The 19,602-nt window shown below is 37.6% G+C and carries 19 protein-coding genes and 1 other annotated feature; of the genes, 16 read left to right on the top strand and 3 right to left on the bottom strand.

Annotated elements, in window-relative coordinates:
• Positions 1-553 precede the first annotated feature (553 nt).
• From BR30_RS0113950 to solA (BR30_RS0113940), 3 genes are read left to right on the top strand one after another with little or no spacing between them, the layout of a single operon-like run.
• Positions 554-1,912: an MFS transporter gene (locus BR30_RS0113950; RefSeq protein WP_026565559.1), complete on the top strand. Its 1,359-nt coding sequence runs from the start codon at positions 554-556 to the stop codon at positions 1,910-1,912.
• On the top strand, positions 1,909-3,045 hold the full coding sequence (solA, locus tag BR30_RS0113945) for an N-methyl-L-tryptophan oxidase (protein ID WP_026565558.1): 1,137 nt from the start codon (positions 1,909-1,911) through the stop codon (positions 3,043-3,045). The genes BR30_RS0113950 and solA (BR30_RS0113945) overlap by 4 nt, the downstream gene beginning before the upstream one ends.
• A gap of 30 nt (positions 3,046-3,075) precedes the next feature.
• Positions 3,076-4,230 carry an N-methyl-L-tryptophan oxidase gene (solA, locus tag BR30_RS0113940; RefSeq protein ID WP_026565557.1) on the top strand — a complete coding sequence of 385 codons (1,155 nt, stop codon included), beginning with the start codon at positions 3,076-3,078 and terminating at the stop codon, positions 4,228-4,230.
• Positions 4,231-4,326: 96 nt separating this feature from the next.
• Here solA (BR30_RS0113940) and BR30_RS35225 read toward each other — a convergent pair whose 3' ends face one another.
• Positions 4,327-4,968: a TetR/AcrR family transcriptional regulator gene (locus tag BR30_RS35225; RefSeq protein WP_026565556.1), complete on the bottom strand. Its 642-nt coding sequence runs from the start codon at positions 4,966-4,968 to the stop codon at positions 4,327-4,329.
• Positions 4,969-5,648: 680 nt separating this feature from the next.
• Between BR30_RS35225 and BR30_RS0113930 the strand changes: the two genes are divergently transcribed.
• Together BR30_RS0113930 and BR30_RS0113925 are read left to right on the top strand one after the other, a co-directional pair.
• A complete protein-coding gene (locus BR30_RS0113930; protein WP_081825447.1) occupies positions 5,649-6,491 on the top strand; it encodes a hypothetical protein in 843 nt (280 codons plus the stop codon).
• Positions 6,492-6,645: 154 nt separating this feature from the next.
• Entirely contained in the window at positions 6,646-6,825 is a 180-nt protein-coding gene (locus tag BR30_RS0113925) for a hypothetical protein (RefSeq protein ID WP_026565554.1), read from the top strand.
• 118 nt (positions 6,826-6,943) lie between these two features.
• On the opposite strand, the gene BR30_RS0113920 is transcribed toward BR30_RS0113925, so the two are convergent.
• Complete coding sequence (locus BR30_RS0113920) at positions 6,944-7,372, bottom strand: hypothetical protein (RefSeq protein ID WP_026565553.1); 429 nt, start codon at positions 7,370-7,372, stop codon at positions 6,944-6,946.
• A gap of 245 nt (positions 7,373-7,617) precedes the next feature.
• Here BR30_RS0113920 and BR30_RS0113915 point away from each other — a divergent pair, with 245 nt between their 5' ends.
• The 10 genes from BR30_RS0113915 to BR30_RS0113870 all read left to right on the top strand — a co-directional run bounded on the left by BR30_RS0113915 (position 7,618) and on the right by BR30_RS0113870 (position 18,328).
• Positions 7,618-7,971 (top strand): FixH family protein, encoded by a 354-nt coding sequence (locus tag BR30_RS0113915; protein ID WP_231507714.1) that lies wholly within the window; start codon positions 7,618-7,620, stop codon positions 7,969-7,971.
• A 251-nt stretch (positions 7,972-8,222) separates the two neighbouring features.
• Positions 8,223-8,492, top strand: coding sequence for a CD3324 family protein (locus BR30_RS0113910; RefSeq protein WP_026565551.1), 270 nt, complete (start codon positions 8,223-8,225; stop codon positions 8,490-8,492).
• 98 nt (positions 8,493-8,590) lie between these two features.
• A complete protein-coding gene (locus BR30_RS0113905; RefSeq protein WP_026565550.1) occupies positions 8,591-9,253 on the top strand; it encodes a FusB/FusC family EF-G-binding protein in 663 nt (220 codons plus the stop codon).
• 260 nt (positions 9,254-9,513) lie between these two features.
• Positions 9,514-9,757, top strand: a binding site (T-box leader).
• A gap of 69 nt (positions 9,758-9,826) precedes the next feature.
• Positions 9,827-11,527 (top strand): 2-isopropylmalate synthase, encoded by a 1,701-nt coding sequence (locus tag BR30_RS0113900; RefSeq protein ID WP_026565549.1) that lies wholly within the window; start codon positions 9,827-9,829, stop codon positions 11,525-11,527.
• 412 nt (positions 11,528-11,939) lie between these two features.
• Entirely contained in the window at positions 11,940-13,181 is a 1,242-nt protein-coding gene (locus BR30_RS0113895; RefSeq protein WP_026565548.1) for a Bcr/CflA family multidrug efflux MFS transporter, read from the top strand.
• A gap of 240 nt (positions 13,182-13,421) precedes the next feature.
• On the top strand, positions 13,422-15,368 hold the full coding sequence (locus BR30_RS0113890) for an FUSC family protein (protein ID WP_035445561.1): 1,947 nt from the start codon (positions 13,422-13,424) through the stop codon (positions 15,366-15,368).
• A 216-nt stretch (positions 15,369-15,584) separates the two neighbouring features.
• Positions 15,585-16,580, top strand: a complete 996-nt coding sequence (locus tag BR30_RS0113880; protein ID WP_026565546.1) for a zinc-dependent alcohol dehydrogenase family protein — start codon at positions 15,585-15,587, stop codon at positions 16,578-16,580.
• A gap of 42 nt (positions 16,581-16,622) precedes the next feature.
• Positions 16,623-16,853, top strand: a complete 231-nt coding sequence (locus BR30_RS37870) for a hypothetical protein (protein WP_231507713.1) — start codon at positions 16,623-16,625, stop codon at positions 16,851-16,853.
• A gap of 4 nt (positions 16,854-16,857) precedes the next feature.
• Positions 16,858-17,322: an aspartate/glutamate racemase family protein gene (locus BR30_RS33470; protein WP_331280791.1), complete on the top strand. Its 465-nt coding sequence runs from the start codon at positions 16,858-16,860 to the stop codon at positions 17,320-17,322.
• 127 nt (positions 17,323-17,449) lie between these two features.
• Positions 17,450-18,328: a DMT family transporter gene (locus BR30_RS0113870; RefSeq protein WP_026565545.1), complete on the top strand. Its 879-nt coding sequence runs from the start codon at positions 17,450-17,452 to the stop codon at positions 18,326-18,328.
• A 163-nt stretch (positions 18,329-18,491) separates the two neighbouring features.
• Here BR30_RS0113870 and BR30_RS36700 read toward each other — a convergent pair whose 3' ends face one another.
• A complete protein-coding gene (locus BR30_RS36700; RefSeq protein WP_155928605.1) occupies positions 18,492-18,665 on the bottom strand; it encodes a hypothetical protein in 174 nt (57 codons plus the stop codon).
• Between the two features lie 110 nt (positions 18,666-18,775).
• On the opposite strand from BR30_RS36700, the gene BR30_RS0113860 reads away from it, so the two are divergent.
• On the top strand, positions 18,776-19,602 hold an 827-nt coding region (locus tag BR30_RS0113860), incomplete at its 3' end, for an amino acid permease (protein WP_155928604.1).

The raw sequence follows: 19,602 nt of genomic DNA, 5'->3' as shown, positions 1-19,602 counted from the left end.
CACAAAATTTTTCAATAACATACAACATTATTCCTTGATTTTTAGAAGAAACATAGTAACTGAGTAAATGGTAAATTAGGATTTTTGTCATATTAATATAATACAAATGTTGGGAAGGGGCAAAGGGATGGAGGTGGATTATGTATAAATGATCATGGGCATGTTTAGGTAGTTCCTTATCCGCTCAATGATTGGGAATTAGTACACGAGATTATGGTAATTTGAACTAATTAACTTAAAAAACTAAAAAAAAATTACCTGTTATTATGACCTATGTAAGATTTTCTATCAAGAATATTCAGATTATTCTAAATTAACCGTTGAATAAACACTATGAGGTTGTTATTATTATGTAGAAGAGTGAACGTTCACTCTCTAAAAATGAAAGGTAAAAGTTAGTTTCTTGTTCCTTAGGTCGATTGAATCATTTTTGATGAAAGGAGGTCTATGGGAAGGAATTCTATCTAATTTTATTTAATTTTCTTGTCAATAATCCGTACCTTAGCCAGCTGAGTACTTGATTCCCAAAAATTGAATAGAGGGGGAAACTCTTGTGGAAAGAACAATTTCTATGGACGATCTACCGTTAAGCAAAACCCATATTAGGACAGCCATCTTAACGACTGGCGGAAAATTTTGTGATGGTTATATTTTAGGTGTAATCGGAATAGCTCTTACATTGTTAGGTCCGCAAATGGAGTTAAACTCTGTATGGTATGGAATAATTGGAAGTTCTGCACTGATTGGATTATTCTTGGGAAGTTTCTTCTTTGGTTGGCTGACAGATAAAATTGGAAGGAAACCTATCTTTCTCGTAACGATTGCTTTGTTTGTGTTGCTTTCCATTCCACAATTTTTTGTTACATCCCCAGTGCAATTATTAATTCTTCGGCTATTAATGGGCTTTATGATTAGCGCTGAATATGCGACAGGTGCGACGCTGCTGTCAGAGCTTCTTCCTAAGAAACAACGAGGAACAGTTCTAGCCTGCTTGAATGCCATGTGGACAGTAGGTTTTGTGTTCTCGGTCATTGTCAGTTATGCCATGCTATCGTTTGGAGGAGAAGAGGTTTGGCGTTGGATGCTGGCTAGTAGTGCTGTACCAGCTTTCCTTTTATTTGTCATGAGATTAGGAGCTCCGGAATCTCCTAGATGGCTCGTGAGCAAAGGGAGAATTGACGAAGCAACAACAGTAGTGGACCAATTTTTTGGCAAACAGGTTCGGATTGATGACCTCCGTCTTGAGGAAAACAAGAAGACTAATGTCAAAGAGTTATTTAATAGAAACTATCGAACACGAACGGCATTTGCTGGTTTATTTTGGGGCATGCATGTCTTGCCTTATTTCGGAATGATGACATTTACACCTGTTGTATTCACAAGCCTCAATATGGAGGACGGGTTTTTCAGTACCCTTATATCCAATCTCTTTCAATTGGCTGGGGCAGTGGTAGGGGTAGTGATTATGGATAAAATCTCACGCAGAAGCTTTGCGATTTACTCGTTCTTTATCCTCGCGATCTCAATTGCCTTGCTTGCCATTATTCCAAATCCATCCTCATTTATCGTTGTGGGATGTTTTGCCATTTACGTTTTCGCTGCATCTGGATCTGGCAATTTGCAAACCGTCTATCCAAGTGAGATTTTCCCTACTCACATTCGTTCAACGGGAGTAGGATTTGCCACCATGATCAGCCGGATCGGGGCAGCAGTGGGAACTTTTCTTTTACCAATCAGTTTAGATGTCCTTGGCATTAATATAACAATGGGAATTTTAGCGGGAATTTTATTGCTCGCTGCATTCATTTCTATTAAGTGGGCTCCAGAAACTAGGAATATATCGCTTATGGAGGCTTCATCCGTGTCAACACCGCTTTATAACATTAGCTTGAGGGAGGAAAAGGCTAGATGAAAAAAAGAGTCGCAGTGATTGGGGTAGGATCAATTGGCAGTATGACACTCTGGCAGTTAGCAAAGCAAGGGATTGAGGCAGTGGGATTTGAACAATTCGGAATCGCCCATGATCGTTCAGCTGCCGGTGGTGAGTCTCGTATGTTCCGGACAGCGTATATGGAGGGGGCTGAATATGTTCCATTGCTGAAAGAATCACGGGTTTTATGGGGTGATTTAGAGGCTGAAACTGGATACAATCTATTAACTCTCAATGGCGGTCTTATGATTGGACCGAGAGATTCCTATAAAATGAAAAACGTCATCAAGAGTACCCATGACTTCGATATCAGTCATGAAGTACTAGATTCAACTAGTGCGAAGGTACGATTTCCCCAGCACAAACTAAACCTAGATGACATTATGGTTCTTGATAAGGAAGCAGGCTTTATGAGGCCCGAATTGGCTGTCTTTGCCGCAGCAGAAAGAGCGGAGGCACTTGGAGCCGTCATCCATCGCCATGCTGCTGTTGAGAAAATTGAAGAGTTGGAAGGTAAAGTCAGGGTTGTTGCCAATGGCAGTCCACATGAGTTTGATCAAATCATTGTTACAGCAGGGCCTTGGACAACTAAACTATTTCCTGAATTAAAAGAGAATTTAACCCCTCGAAAGATTGTCATGACGTGGTATCCAACCGATAAAATGAATCAGTATACACCGAATGCTTTCCCTGTATTTGGAAGATGGGCAGACGATATTAGTTTTTTTGGGATTCCGACATTAGAGGGAAGCATGGTCAAGATCGGAAGCATTGATACTTTTGGAGATGTAGAAGATCCGGACAACTTACACCGTGATGTAGCTCTTTCTGAGTTAACCAACATTAATCAGGCAGTCCGCAACTATATGCCAGACTTGAGGCCAGATCCAGTCAGAATTAGTGTACACATGGACGGCTATACAACGGATGAACACGCGGTAGTCGGTTTGGTTCCTGGGCTTAAGCGGACGTTTATTATGGGAGGATACTCTGGCCATGGATTTAAGTTAGCACCTGTTATGGGGAAAATCGGATTGGATCTCATCGAAACTGGCAAAACAAATTTTAATATTTCACACTTGAATCCAGAGCGATTTTTAAAAGTAAAAATGTAAGCTGAATAACTTTTCGAAGGGAGGTAGCCTGTGAAAGAGGCGAGGATAGGTGTCATTGGGGTTGGCACGATGGGCAGTATGGCCATGTGGCAGCTGGCACGAAAAGGAATTACATCGGTTATTGGCTTTGAACAGTTTCATCTTGGACATGATCGCTCAGCAGCAGGAGGAGAATCCAGAGCATTTAGGAAGGCCTATTTGGAAGGAAGCAGGTATGTTCCGCTCCTCATCGATTCCCGCCTACAATGGCGCGAATTGGAACAAGAGACCAACACGGACCTACTTACCTTGAATGGGGGCTTAATGATTGGCAGCGAACAGCATGAGTCGATGAAAACGATTTTCGAATGTGTTCGTGCTCATCACTTAGATCACGAAATCTTCGAGCCTGCTCAAGCAAAATTGCATTACCCTCAACATCCTTTAAACAGTGGAGAGGTAATGATTCTAGATAAGCAAGCCGGATTTATACGGCCAGAACGCTCTGTTCTAACTGCCGCAAGAAGGGCGGAGGATATAGGGGCCACTATTTTAAGGAAAGCAACAGTCCAGAATATCATTCCCCATTCAAACGGTGTAACAGTAATGGCTGATGATAGGGTATATGAGTTTGAAAAAGTGATTGTGACAGCGGGGCCTTGGTTGAATAAATTGCTACCGGCCCTAAAAGACAACTTTGAAGTTAACCGCCTTTTATTGACTTGGTTTACGTCAGAAAGGATGAAACAATTCAGTCCAGAGCGGTTTCCTATCTTTGTCCGTTTTTCGGAGGAAATTAATTTGTTTGGAGTGCCTTCATTGGATGGCAGCATGGTGAAGATTGCACCTGTTAGTGATCAAGGTGATGGGCCTGTCAAAAATCCCGATTCCTTGGATCGGAATGTGTTGCTTCAAGATATTGAAAAACTGATTCAAGGTGTCAAAAGCTACCTGCCAGACCTGATTCCTGAACCAGTAAGAGTGACCCCGTATATTGATGGTTATACACCAGATCATGCTCCTCTGGTTGGATTTCTGCCAGGAAATGAAAATGTCATCGTAATGGGTGGATTTTCAGGACATGGGTTTAAGTTTGCCCCTCTCATGGGCAGGATTGCGTCTGAACTCGTCCTAACTGGTGAAACTCAGTATGATATCGGTTTTATGGACCCAGCAAGATTTTTAAAAGTAAAGTACAGTTTGTAATAGGCTAGATGATTGAAAAGAGCTTGTCGATCCTAAGTGATCGGCAAGCTCTTTAGTTTAACTGATAAAAAATGAATCTATGACCCATGCCTTCTATTAGGAGTTTTTCAAGAAGAGTTGGACTGAGTTCAAAATAAAGTCGATTTTTTCTTGATTAGTTAGCGGTTCATTTTTTTCTTTTCTTAGAAAAGAACGGAATCTCTTTTCATGGTAATCTGAAACCAATGAATAAAGGAAAAGGATAAATTGATTATCCAATAAAAAAGACAACTCTTTTTCATCCACTGTAGGATGAATTTCTCCGCTATCTTTTGCTTCTGAAACCATGTTTAAGATGTAAGAACCTGACTCCATAAAAGCATCATGCATCTCTTGAGAGAATTTTTCCATATTGTTCGAGCCAAGATTTGCATAAACTTTTATGTAATTAGGGTATTGGGAATGGATTTTCTCTATCTCCTCTAAATACTCCCGAACGGATGTAAGCAGGGAGTGATGAATATGTGTATACTTCTGGTATAAATGTTCCACTAGTATATTTTGGCATTGATTCAATACTGCTAGAAATACTTCTTCTTTATTGGAAAAGTATTTATATAAAGCGCCATTGGAAATATTGGCTTTTTGGCAGATATCTTTAATACTGGCTCCATAATATCCTTTCTCAGCGAAGCATTCGGCCGCGGAGTCTAAAATATGAAGTTGTTTTTCGCTAGGTAATTTTTTGAAAGTATTCAATGTTCTCACCAACTCCTCATCAAAGCATTAAACCGTGAGGCTCCAAAAATACGGGTTTTTTAGTACACTCAAAAAGGTCCATTGTTAAAATGCCAACCTTTTTCATCATAAATTGTAAGAAGATTATACCGGTCACAGAAACTCCAAATACTATTTCCGACCAAAAAGATGAAAATAATGGCATATATTTTAATTGAATCACATCCAAGAAAAAAACGGAAGTCGATGTATGAAAATTGTTAAAAGTTCAGTGCGGGGCATTGTGAAGGCAGCTAATTTCTTCTAAGAGTTTAGTGGAGATTAAATAAATTGGTTTTGCGGAGAAAAAGGGATTGTCTAAAATTAATGAGCATTATAGGAATCTAAGTTAAAGAAAGGATTACTATGATCCTTTAAAAAGAAAAGCAAAAAGCGAGTTGCTCATAAAATCCCAACTCGCTTTTTTAATAATGCCCCTGCCAAGGAACTTTATTTTACCATAAATGAGAGGTAAGTGTTTAGTATAATTTAAAAAGGTACGAGGTCATGTTGAACATGATATACAACACCTCAACATTAATATCGGTGTAATCAAGAAAATTATGATAAAGCTTTCTTTAGGGAAAAAAGTGGATTTTTCAGAAATATTGGGTTTTCACATATCCATCACGCACCCATAAACTAATTCAGGGGTGATGAATGTGTTACATCGAAATCAATTTGATATAACTGAGTATAATCAAAAATATTTTCGTCCTTCTTGCTCACCAGTTTTAAATTTGAGATTTGACACTTGGGAGTTGTTTGACTCTTATTTTGATTCTTATTATGATAAAAAACACGAACAAATTCATATTCCAAAAGAACTGACTAAAACACCAGAAGATACCCTTTTAAACTATTTTAGTCTTTTGCGTGACGCAGTCAATATGAGTGGACGGAGCTGCGGCTCGATTGGTAAAGGGAATATTCCATTTCCCATAGCATATAACTTTTTGTCTAAGGAATATCAAAATAAATTAAGCTATGATGACTATTTTAATTCATTTGCTGGTGTAGGGCATACGAATTTGATAAAGCTTTGTCGTATACCTGATGTTAAACAGGGGATTATGTTTTTTTATGAAATCGAAACGATTGAAGGGTCTTTTGACAAAAGAGCAGAGTATTTTGGGTATTATTATGGATTTATCCAACTTGTTAATGAAAAAGAAGGGTATCGAATTTCTGATTTGAGCAAGATGGAAGAAGACTTTCTTTGCGCCCCTTATCACGGGTGGAGTCATAATGCGGAAGATGTTGTAGGAGTGAAATATGATAGTTGGTGCAAGTTAGCTAAGAAAATTTACCCGACTGTAAAAAATGCATTTGTAAAGAATATTTACTTACATGGCAATGATATGGCTGAATATTGCTTTATTTTTTTTACGTTAACGAATGGAACTGACGTAGAAATTGCACAATTTCGAAAAGTTGGTAATGAGAACTGGAAACAAATAAATATGAAGCCCGAAGAGGAATGTTTAAAGAAAAATCAGGGCTAAAAAAGAGTTAGATTTATCTCGAAATTTTTAAATAAAATACATTTCCATAGCTATATTGTTCAAGCGTATCTCTCAAATAAGAGACATGCTTATTTTTGTTTAGTTTTGGGGTGGCATACCGCCTATTTCGACCTTGAAATGATAAATCACCATCATGCTGGATCTGATGCAAGTAGTCAACTCTGGAGGAATTATTAAGAGTGGTGTCAGCAGTAAAACGGATGTTCTTATCGTCGGTATTCAAGACCAATCCCTAGTAGGAGAAAGTGGTTTAAGTACAAAAGAAAGTAAAGCAAATGAATTAATTAATAAGGGAAAAAGATTAGAATTTTAGATGAAGAAGAATTTATTCAATTACTTAACTAGTAATCTATTAATTCGACTTTTAAAGCAGGGGGACGGAGCAGAGAAAACGTCCCCCTAGTTCCATTACTAAAGATCCATATATTTGTTTAATAGCTTTTCAATAGCTCTTTATCTAATTCACGGACTTTATCATAAGAAGGTACCAATTTTTCTGGTACTAAGGTTCTGCCATAATCCCAAGCATTGGTTTCTATTTTAGCAAGAAACTGTGCTTTTTCTTCCTCATCGAAATACTTTAAAACCCTTAAATCATGTTTGTTGTTCTTAAGCGCTAAATGATAACCGAGCTGACGATAAAGAATAAGTTTTACACAGTCCTCATCTGTCTCTTTTATTTTAAAATTAATATTAGCTATGTATCCATTTATTTTTAAATAGTTAAACTTAAGCGTATTTGTTGATATGTTAAAACTCATGGGTGCGGGTAGGGTATTGTTAAATTCATAATCAATCGTTATGTGGTGTTCTTGTAATGTATTTTCAATTATTTTCTCAATATCCCTTATATAAAGCATCTTATTGACACGACCTTTCAAAATCTTCTACATTTTTTATTTTTAAGAAATGATAGTGGAAAGTAAATCCGACTATGTACCCTTTAGGATTTATTGTAAATGAAAATATAGACCTTCGGTTAAATTTAAATATTTGTATCTATGAAGGATTTGGATGATAATTTTAATATGGAAGTTCCTCATTCTATTTTAACAAAATAATATTATAGAAAGGATAGGTAGTAATGAAAAAATTTCCGATTATAATGATTAGCCTCATTTTAATTTTGTTAACAGGCTGCAGTTCAAATAAATTTGAAATCAAGTTATCTACTCCCAAATCATTTACACCAAACCAATTGACTCCTATTCAATTAGTAATTTTAGATCGGGAAGGTAAACCTGTTAGAGGGGCAAAGGTAAGTGCAGATTTGGATATGCAGGGGATGAGTCATGGAGATATTTCTATGAAAATGCAAGAAACAGGAAATGGTGAATACGTGGGACAAGCGAAATTTGAAATGGAAGGGGACTATACAGCTGCCATTACAATAGACTACAAAGGAGAAAAGTGGCTGGGTGAAAAGAGATTTTCGATTGTTTACAATAAGGCACAATAGTTTTTGTAAAAACTTACAACAAAATTAATCGCCATCACCCCCATGGTATTGTTATAATTGTGCCAAGAAGGGGGTGCTACACGTTGGAGAATCCTTCGAGATTGTCTGGTACTTCTGCCACTCATGCAAAGCCTACTATGGAAACGGCGATACTTTGCGTGGGGCAAAACTAAATTAATATTCATATCGCCTATTTCATCACCTGGCTTTGCACCTTATTTAATTGATTCATAAATAAGGAGCTGTCAGTCTTGAAATATGTAAATGCAAGCAACATTTTACCTGAGAATCTTATTAAAGAAATTCAAAAATATGTACAAGGGGAAACGATTTATATCCCAAAACCTGAAACGACTTATCGACAATGGGGCACCCTTAGCGGTGGAAGAAAGCTCCTGGATCAGCGCAATTCTACTATAAAAAGCGCCTTTATGAGCGGAACAAGTATTCAGGATTTAGCGGATGAATATTTCCTTTCAATCGAAACCATCAAAAAAATAGTCTACACAAAGCACGGGTGATTTCTCCGTGCTTTTTATGTATAAAACATTTCCTAGGCAAATTTTACATATTCCCATCCAGCTTTATTCTTTAAAATAAGTGAAAGGAGGGTGAACGTATGACCGAAAAATATATTAAGAACACGGAATTTAATTTTATTCATAATCAGGTGGCCCTGATTAAAGATAGCTACAAAAAGAATGCGGCCCCAAATGTAATCCATGCCGTTAAGGATTTAGCGAACACGAAAATTATCGAACTATTTCCAAATGCAACGAACGAGCAAAAGGAAATGTTAGATCTTTCTGCGATTAAAACCGACCAGGAATATGACAAATACATTCAGCAGCTTCAAGGATATAGGTTACCATTTCCAAAAATCTCTGAAGCACAATTGAAAAAGATGTTTCCTAAAAATAAAAAATTAAAGCTACCAGTTTTAGACAAAATGAATCTACATCAGCTTACGTATTTAAGCTGGGTAGATATCAGCACAAATAAGAAGTTCATTGTGTTTGAATTAGATGAGAAAATGGTTGGAATTGAATGCAAATACTCCTTGCTTCATAAGGATAATATCTGTTCCTTCTGTAATCGATTTGGCCAGGTTGCCTATATCTCCACCGTAACAAAAGCGAAAAAGGCAAAAAACCCTGATTACTATAAAGCAATCGGAAACTATATTTGCTTTGATAGCACAGAATGTAACAAGAAAATAACCAATGTCGATTATTTAACCACATTCCTTAAAGAATCGTTGGGAGAAAAAACTGTCCTGTAAGAAGTGAGGGCACTGAAAAAGTCCAATATTTAATAAAGGCAGTTGAAACTTCAATGAACTTTCAACTGCCTTTTTACTTTATAATATTGTTATCAAATGCATGTAGGTGGTATCCAAGTGATTTCAAATCAAGAATCTCTAAACTTAAGCCCATTCATGGCTTTAATAGAGTTGTATAAATTCATAATAATCTTTATTTTTGGTAAATTTAGTATTGACAACTCGAGGTTATCGATATATTATCGTATTTAATTAAATAATAATAAGCAAAGATTGGAAATAGTAAAAGAATTTATAAACTTGTCAGAGAGCCGATGGTTGGTGAGAATCGGTAGTTATAACCTTTGAACTCATCCAAGAGCTACTCCCTGAACATAATCAGTAGGGGATGTCGGTTTTCTCCCGTTATGAAGATAGGTGGTGATTGCCACCGAAAATGAGTGGATTAATTTTATGATGATTAATCAATTAGAGTGGTACCGCGAGCAATGCCTCGTCTCTATATTTTTTAGAGACGGGGCTTTTTTATTTTTAAACAAACGAACAATTATATATGAAAAGGTGGGAGTCAGGATGAAAAATATCGATAAATATTCTAGAGGATACTTTATGCCCCCAGTGCAAAGCTTGAAATGGACAGAGAGGGAGTATATTACAGAAGCTCCTACCTGGTGTAGTGTGGATCTTCGCGATGGAAATCAGGCTTTGGTCGTCCCGATGAGTCTTGAGGAAAAGTTAGAATATTTTCAGTTGCTTTTACAAGTAGGTTTCAAGGAGATCGAAGTAGGTTTTCCAGCTGCATCGGAAACGGAATTTACTTTTTTACGTACAATAATTGAACAAAATTTGATTCCGGACGATGTGACAATTCAAGTGCTGACACAGTCAAGAGAACATATTATTAAAAAAACATTTGAAGCGTTACAGGGTGCGAATAAAGCAGTGGTGCATTTGTACAATTCTACATCTGTGGCACAGCGTGAACAAGTATTTAGAAAATCGAAGGAAGAAATTATTGATATTGCTGTAACTGGAGCAAAAATGCTTAAGAAATATGCTGATGAAACCGAAGGGAATTTCAAATTTCAGTATTCTCCGGAAAGCTTCACGGGTACAGAAGTAGAGTTTGCACTTGAAATTTGCAACAAGGTACTTGATATTTGGCAGCCAACAGCTGATAATAAGGCAATTATCAACCTGCCAGCTACTGTATCAATGTCCATGCCTCACGTTTACGCAAGTCAAATTGAGTATATGAGTGACAATTTGAGCTACCGAGATCATGTAATCCTATCACTTCATCCACACAATGACAGAGGAACTGGAGTAGCAGATGCAGAATTAGGAATGCTTGCCGGAGCTCAAAGAGTCGAAGGAACATTGTTTGGAAACGGAGAAAGAACAGGGAACGTGGACATCGTAACGCTGGCATTAAACATGTTTTCGCACGGGGTAGATCCAAATATGAATCTTGAAAATATCCCTACCATTATTTCCAAATATGAAAAATTAACAAGAATGAAGGTTCACGAAAGACATCCATATGGCGGTGAACTTGTCTTTACTGCATTTTCAGGTTCCCATCAAGATGCCATTGCCAAAGGTATGAAATGGCGCGAGGAAAAAGAACGTCAGTATTGGAATGTACCTTATCTATTAATTGATCCTATGGATATTGGAAGAGAATATGAAGGAGATATCATCCGAATAAACAGTCAATCCGGTAAAGGAGGAATCGGTTATATCCTTCAGCAAAAGTATGGAATTGATCTACCTTCCGAAATGCGTGAGAGCTTCGGCTATAGTGTGAAGAATGTTTCAGATCAAAAGCACAAGGAACTTATGCCGAATGAAATCTATGACATTTTCATCAACGAATATGTGAATATTAACACCCCTGTGGAATTTATCCGTTACAAATACACTCGGAATGGTCATTACGAAACGATTGTAACAATCCGGATGAATAATGAAGAATATGAATTTTCTGGTGTGGGAAATGGAAGACTGGATGCAATCAGCAACGCTCTTCAAACCAAACTGGCTATCGACTATACAGATTTGGTCTATAAGCAGCATGCGTTAGAAATAGGCTCAGGATCAAACGCTGTATCTTATGTAGGAATTACCGCAAAGAATGGTGATGTATATTGGGGCTGCGGATTTGACACTGATATTATGACCTCCTCAGTAAAAGCTCTGTTTAGTGCCGTTAACAACATGGTATCAGTTAAGGATGGGGAAGCGTTACACTTAAACCACCAGAGGGCTTGAGTTGAACAAGGGGAGTCTTGGTTAAAGACAAACCGCCAAAACAAAATACTTATAATCAAGACCTTTTTGCTAACTCTGTTTTGTTTTTATTGAAGTAATGGGCATAACAGTTACATAACTTCTACTTAAGGCTGGTTAGAATGGTTGTTGTGTGAAACAACTCATTCAGCCAGCCTTTTTAGATTGTAAATTTGCATTTGCGTTGCTTTCCTAGAAATTACGACTCCAAACAGAATGGCATTTGAAGTATGCGAACTTTCCCCACGTTCACCCAAGTCTCGAAAATTGGAATCGCTTCCCCCAATTTTATTTGTTTACCCTTGAGCAAGGTTCAGGTTATAATAAGGTTTATTAAATTTAGGATATCGAAATAAATCCAAAAAATAAGATTTATATAGAAAGGAGATGGACCTTGAATAAACTAAGTGGAAAAAAACGAATACAGCTTGCGATACTTTTAGGGTCACTTGGACTGTTAGGACCGTTTACCATAGATACGTATTTACCGTCATTTCCAACGATAGTAAAAGATTTTGATACGACGGCTTCACTTGTACAAATTAGTTTAACCTCCTGTTTATTAGGCCTCGGATTAGGGCAATTGATTATTGGTCCGATGAGTGATGTGAATGGCCGCAGACAGCCCTTGCTCATCTTTATCACCTTGTACTTACTTGCTTCTATTACATGTGCGTTGGCGCCGAATATCTATTTCCTTATTATTGCTCGTCTAGTCCAGGGTTTTGCTGCTGCCGGCGGACTCGTGATTTCAAAAGCGATTGTCCGAGATCTTTTTAGTGGAAAGGAACTGACCAAGTTCTTTACGCTGATGGTGTTAGTGGGGAACCTCGGGCCCATAATGGCACCGATTGTTGGGGGCGGAATTCTTACGTTTACCAATTGGCATGGTGTTTTTGTTGCTTTGGCTTGTATTGGTGCGGTGCTGCTCTTCACAGTTACACTTAAATTAGAAGAAACTCTGCCACATGAGAAACGTGTTCCAAGCAATTTACCACAAATCATGAACAACTTTGGTTCTTTATTCAGAGATCGAACATTCATGGGATACGCACTCACGCAAGCCTTTACTACTGCAGGAATCTTCGCCTATGTATCTGGGATTCCGTTTGTCTATCAGAATATTTATCATGTCACACCTCAGCAATTTAGTTTATTATTCGGGACCAATGGAATTGCATTAATTATTGGAAGTCAACTGGTTGGCCGCTTGGCAGACATTATTCCGGAGCGAACCTTCTTAAAAATAGGGTTAGCCATCGCTAATGTAGCAGGTGCTGTTTTACTAATCGCTTTACTATTAAACGCACCACTTTTCGCCGTTGCCATTCCGATTTTCTTTTTTATATCTTCCATCAGTATGATTGGCACGACGTCATTTACTTTAGCGATTGAAACGCAAGGCCATATTGCGGGAAGTGCCTCTGCATTATTAGGAGTATTGCCATTTGTCCTTGGCTCATTAAGTGCTCCACTTGTGGGAATAGCAGGGGCGTATACTGGAGTTCCGATGGGTGTCATCATCTTGTGCTCCAGTATTCTAGCTTTCCTTTCCTACTTTGTATTGGTAAGAAAAGCTTCGGTTCGGATCCAACTTTCCAGTGACCAATGCTCAGTCAAGAAACCAAGTATCTAAGGATAAAATTAAAAGGAGAACACATTTCGTTAACCAGCGAATGTGTTCTCCTTTTTTTGTCTACTATTAATCTTAATAAATTCCTTAACACAATATGTATTCTTACCATTCAATGCCTTATCATCCACGCAATTATTTGACGCAAGGGGAAAAGAGAAACCAGAAGCCAAATAATTGAATAAAGATGCCACTTAATTGGCATAATATACAATCTGTGATTATGAAAATGGAGCAATCAGTATGAGAGAAACACCTAAATCTGTCTCTTCCAAATCCCCATCCATTATAAAACAGGCTCTAACTGTTAATAGGAAGCCTTTTCCGTGGGTGAAGGCGTTTAGTGCAGGATTAGCTGCGTCTTTGCCAGTCTTTATAGGATTATTACTAGGGAATCTTGAATATGGGTTGATAGCTGGAATGGGGGGCTTTACCTACCTTTATGTGTTTAATATCCCCTATGCTCAAAGAGCTAAAATACTATTTTTGGTTGTACTTGGATTGACTTTCGTCTCTGCTTTAGGGACGCTTGCAGCTCCTTACCCACTTGCAATAGCTATTTTGATGGGGGTGATTGGAGCTGCGGCTATTTTTATTTTTGGAGCTTTAAAAATTAAAGGGCCTTCTGCGATCTTTTTCGTTTTAGTTTTTGCCATGACAACGGGTATGCCTGTTCAACCAGAACTTGTCTTGCAACGCGCCGGCCTTGTATTTCTAGGAGGGGCACTGTCATGGGGGCTTGCTATGATTGGCTGGTTTTTTGATCCTCATGGCCCTGAAACGAGTGTAGTAAAAAATGTATATTCAGAACTGGCTTCGTTTCTTGATTCAGTTGGTACCGAAAAATATCATGAGAGAAGACACAGTGTTATGTCAGGCTTGAAGGAAGCAGAAGAAACACTTGCTGTTGGATATATATCTTGGAGGAATACGGACATATTTAATCGATTAGTCATCTTAAATGATCATGCAAACACGATATTTTTGTATGTCCTTGAAAATTTTTCAAAGGTTAACATAAAATTACCCCCGGAATTTGGTGATTTTATCCGGGAAATGGCTCATTCGCTTGATCTGAAAACTAAGAATGAAAGTGTTTCTAAAAAAATGCTTCTACCGGAAGAAATGGATGAATCCGTTCTACAGTTATTCAAAATAATAACCGATGCGGATGCCATCATGAATGAACCAGCTTCCAAGATTAATCATGTGATTCGAATTTCCAAACCATCGCTCAGGACCATTTTTTTGGGGGCCTTTGATAAAAACTCCATTGTTTTTATTAATTCGCTATGGTTCGGGATTGTCACCACTATCGCTGCTATTATCGCGTATCAATTTGAATTTACACGGCCCTTTTGGGTACCGTTATCCTGTGTAGCAGTAATGTCAGGCTTTACAATTGTCGCTACCTATCATCGTGCGATTCAAAGAGCATTTGGAACAATGCTAGGTATTCTGATTGCCAGTTTCATTCTTATGACTCACCCTGCTGGATTCATCCTCGCTGTACTTATTCTGCTATTGACGTTCATTACAGAGTTGTTTATTGTAAAAAATTATGGTCTTGCTGCGTTGTTCTTTACGCCAAATGCTTTGCTTATGGCTGAAAGCACGAGTCATGGAAGCTTTACCTTTACTTATTTTGCATCAGCCCGAATCATTGATATCTTTATCGGTATTCTCATTGGTCTACTTGGAGTATACTTTGGGGGAAGACAGTCTGCTTCGAGTCGACTCCCACATTTAATAACCAAAACGATCCGAAGTCAGGCGCAATTATTATTCACTCTTTTCTCTGACCAGGGACCCTGTTTTATTGCGAGTAAAAGCAGAGAAATAATGAAAATGCAAACGAATATCAATAATTTAAAAACACTTTATGATACAGCTGCTGGTGAGATTAAAGTTAATAAACAAGCACTAGAATATTATTGGCCAGTCATATTTTCCATAGAGCATTTAGGTTATTTACTGGAAAATTGCTCAAAAAATGAAAAGCGTTCTATTTTATCAGATAATACTCTTTCTCAATTGCTTTATGTTTGTGAAACGATGGCTCATGCCACCAATCGAAAACAGTCACCCTCAATAAAAAACGTTCCTGAAATTGAAGAGTTTCCAAGTATTCAGAATGAGATGATTACCTTGCAAAAATCCCTTCAAATTGATGAAAGAGTTTCTTCTTAAATGAAAGGGCGCTTTAATGGAATATTGAAAGAGAACCCAATTTCTCTATTTTTATACAGAGAAATTGGGCTTTTTAATATTGAAATTTCCTTAGCAAGTGAAATCTACGTTTTGTTGGCGGTAAAGTAAGTTAGTAAAAGATTATTCCAAGAATCGCATTATTTTAAAAATTGGAGAGGCTTATAGTAAAATGATTGGAGAGGAGTGTGATAACAAATGAAAGCACAAGTGATTAAAAGATTTGGAGATCCATCTGTTTTCGAGATTGCTGAGCTTCCTAAGCCTGAAGCAATTCCTGGGCATGTTGTTATTCAAGTAAAAGCAACAAGTGTAAATCCGATTGATACAAAGGTTCGCGACGGAGCGGTACCAGCAGTTTCACCAGAGTTTCCGGCAGTGTTACACGGGGATGTAGCAGGAGTTGTTATAGAGGTTGGAGAAGGAATAACAGAGTTTAAGGTCGGTGATGAAGTCTTTGGTTGCGCAGGTGGTTTTAAAGGAACAGGAGGTGCCCTTGCAGAATATATGCTTGCGGATGTGCAGCTTTTAGCTCTTAAACCAAGAAATGTTACGATGGCACAAGCAGCGGCGCTTCCTCTAGTAACAATTACTGCATGGGAGTCACTTTATAATCGTGCAAATATTCAAAACGGACAAACAGTCCTTGTTCATGCAGCCACAGGCGGGGTAGGTCATGTGGCCATTCAACTAGCAAAGCTAGCCGGTGCCAAAGTGTTCACCACGGCTTCATCTGAGGAAAAGTTAAGCATAGGAAGGCGTTTGGGTGCAGATGTGTCCATTAATTATCGGGAACAATCAGTGGAGGAGTACGTTAAGGAACATACAGATGGAAAAGGGTTTGACATTGTGTTTGATACTGTTGGTGGCGAAAATCTCGATCAATCGTTCCAAGCTGCTGCCACATTCGGAACAGTATTAGCAATCGCGGCGCGCTCAACGCATGATTTGTCTCCACTTCATGCCAAGGCACTAAACTTACATATTACCTTCATGCTTTTAAAAGTAATTAATAGGGAGAAAAGGCAGGAATACGGGAAGATTTTGAGAGAAGTAACGAAGCTTGTAGAGGAAGGGAAACTTCAGCCTTTAGTCGATGAAAGAGTTTTTAATTTTGATGAAGTGAAGGAAGCACATACTTTACTGGAATCTAAGAAGGCAATTGGAAAGGTCGTCTTAATAAATGAATGGTAAGTAGTGGGGAAAATTCTAATTTACATATAAGGGACTGATCGGATGAAAAAGGTTGGAATTGTTGGAGGGATAGGACCTGAAGCAACAGTATATTATTACCAATCGATTATTTCTAAATTTCAAGAAGAGATAGGTAGTAAAGAAGATTTACCGGAACTATTTATTAACAGTATTAATATGTACAAGATGTTTAATATGAATAAATGGTCAGACACAAGAGGTCATTCATTACTTAACGGATGCTGTTTTAAAATTAGAAAGTGTTGGTGCTGATTTTGTGGTGATGTGTGGAAACACACCACATATTGTTTTTGAACAATTTCAACAAAAAGTTCAAGTACCAATGATAAGCATTGTAGAAGAAACATATTTAAAAGCAAAGGAATTAAGATTAGAAAAGATTGGTCTTATCGGAACTAAGTTTACGATGAAAAATGATTTTTTCAAAAAACCATTTACTACTCAAAACATAGAAATTGTAGTACCGAATCAATCGGAACAGGACTACATTCATAGAAAAATTGTAGAAGAATTAGAGAATGGGATTGTGAATAACGAAACAAAAAAAGGTTTTTTAAATATAATCCATCAAATGATTGATAGAGACGGTATACAAGGAATCGTATTGGGCTGCACAGAACTTCCTATGATCATCAAAAACGAGGATTTGAATATCCATTCATTAAATACAGCAGAAATTCACATTAATAAGATTGTCGATACCATTTTTATGGAATTCTGAAAAAGGACCAAAAAGGTCCTTTTTCTCGTCCTCGTTGAAAAACTAGAGGAATTGGCTCCTAAAAAGAGGAACGAGTTAAAAATTTTGAATTTTAATTATACTAAAAGAAATGGGGGGGGAATCATTAATGAACGGAATGATGCTTTTTTTGTGTATTATTTGGGGTTTTAATTTTGTTATTATGAAAATGGGTAATGACGTGTTCCCACCTGTTTTGTTTGCTGCTTATCGATTTTTACTTGGGGCCATTGTACTTTTTGGGTTAACCTGGTTTAAAAAAATCCCTCTTCCAAGCAAACGGGAACTTAAATGGTATATTCTATGCGGTATTCTGCAGACAACTTATTTTAACATTGCCATACAAATTTCTTTAAATTATATAAACGCGGGGCTTACGTCTGTTCTAACCTATAGCATGCCATTGTTTCTATCACTTATGGCTCATTACTTTATTCCTGGAGATAAATTAACCGCTGCTAAGGCAGGTGGAATCTTGATCGGAATTTTGGGGTTGTTTTTATCCATGGATATACATTTTGGAGAAAATATATGGGCTCCCATTCTTGCGTTAAGCTCGGCTATAACATGGGCGTTATCCAGTTTAATTTTTAAAACAAAGTTGCAAGGCTGTGATACTGTTCAATTTACTACTTGGCAAATGGGTGCGGGAGCTATTGGCTTATTTTTGTATTCTTTTAGTTTTGAACATGGACCGTCACATTGGAGTCTTTTGGCTTTAGTATACCTTTTATATTCCGGAATTTTGGCCTCTGCACTGGCTTTTGTTATATGGTCTTTTATTCTTTCAAAAATGGAAGCTAGCAAAGCATCCATTTCTCTGTTTATTGTACCTGTAGTTGGTACTCTATCAGGGGTCCTATTTTTAAAGGAAAGTTTAAATGCTATTACATTGTTGGGAATAATATTGGTACTTTCAGGCGTATGGCTGGTAAATAGCACAGGTCTTGCACGTATCCGAGATAAAAGCACCACTCTTAATAGGTGAAAAAGATAAGTGCTGAAAATGAGACTGGATGTTTATATTATTATAAATTAAAAGGAGAACACATTTCGTTAATCAGCGAATGTGTTCTCCTTTATTTGTCTACTATTAATCTTAATAAGAACATATAGTTTAGGATGTTTCCTTTCAATATATTTTTATTAGGTTAATCCGTATATCTAACACCTTTTAAGATCATATTGACCTTTGCTTTCGTATCTTGAACAATATTTTTTCGAAATTCCTTTGCTTTTTTGAAGGCATCCATCATTCCTGATGCTAAAATTTTAATTTCTCTGGTACCAACAGGTTCTTCTAGAAGAAAAATATATTCTTTCATGCGGTTTCACCTCACAAGTTGTATTTTTAATATAATTATATATTATTATGTAAGCGATTACCATAATTATTTGTGAATGTTTTCACTTATTACTATCAAGGCATATTACGATGATGGCATTAGGCGGTGCCATTGGGGCAGGTTTATTTAAAGGAAGCAGTTCAGCAATTGATATGGCAGGCCCATCCGTACTAATTGCTTACTTGATAGGGGGCATCATCCTATTATTCATCATGCAAGGTTTAGCTGAAATGGCGGTCCGTAATACCGGTGCAAGAACATTCAGGGATCTTGTCCAATCTATTTTAGGAGAGTATCCTGCCTATTTCCTTGATTGGATCTATTGGAAAATGTGGGTATTGAACATCACGGCCGAATCAGTCGTTGCGGCTATTTTCATTCAATATTGGCTGCCTAAATATCCAATCTGGATACTGGCATTAGCTGTTTCTGTTTTAGTTACAGCAATCAACTTGCTATCAGTAAAGGTTTTTGCTGAAACGGAGTACTGGCTTGCTTTAATTAAAATTACCGTCATCATTGTGTTCATCATGGCGGGATTATTGTTGCTGCTCGTGACGTTTGGTGATCATACAGCAGTCGGTTTCTCTAATTTGACTGACTATGGCGGTTTCTTTCCGAATGGATCAACAGGTTTAATCACTGCGATGCTGGTGGTAATTTATTCATATGGCGGTACAGAAATTATCGGGGTCACATTGGCAGAAACGAAAAATCCTGAAAAAGTGGTTCCAAAAGCCGTTCGCAGTACATTGGTCAGGATCATTTCTTTCTATATCATTCCATTTTTCATCATCGTTAGTTTAATTCCTTGGAACGAAGTAAACGGGGTGCCTGAAAGTCCGTTTGTGATGGTCTTTCAAATGATAGGGATTCCAGGTGCTGACCATATTATGAACGCCGTTGTTCTAATAGC

The sequence above is a fragment of the Bacillus sp. UNC41MFS5 genome (assembly GCF_000686805.1).
The sequence above is the reverse complement of the archived record's forward strand: the minus strand, read 5'-3'. Positions and strand labels throughout refer to the sequence as shown.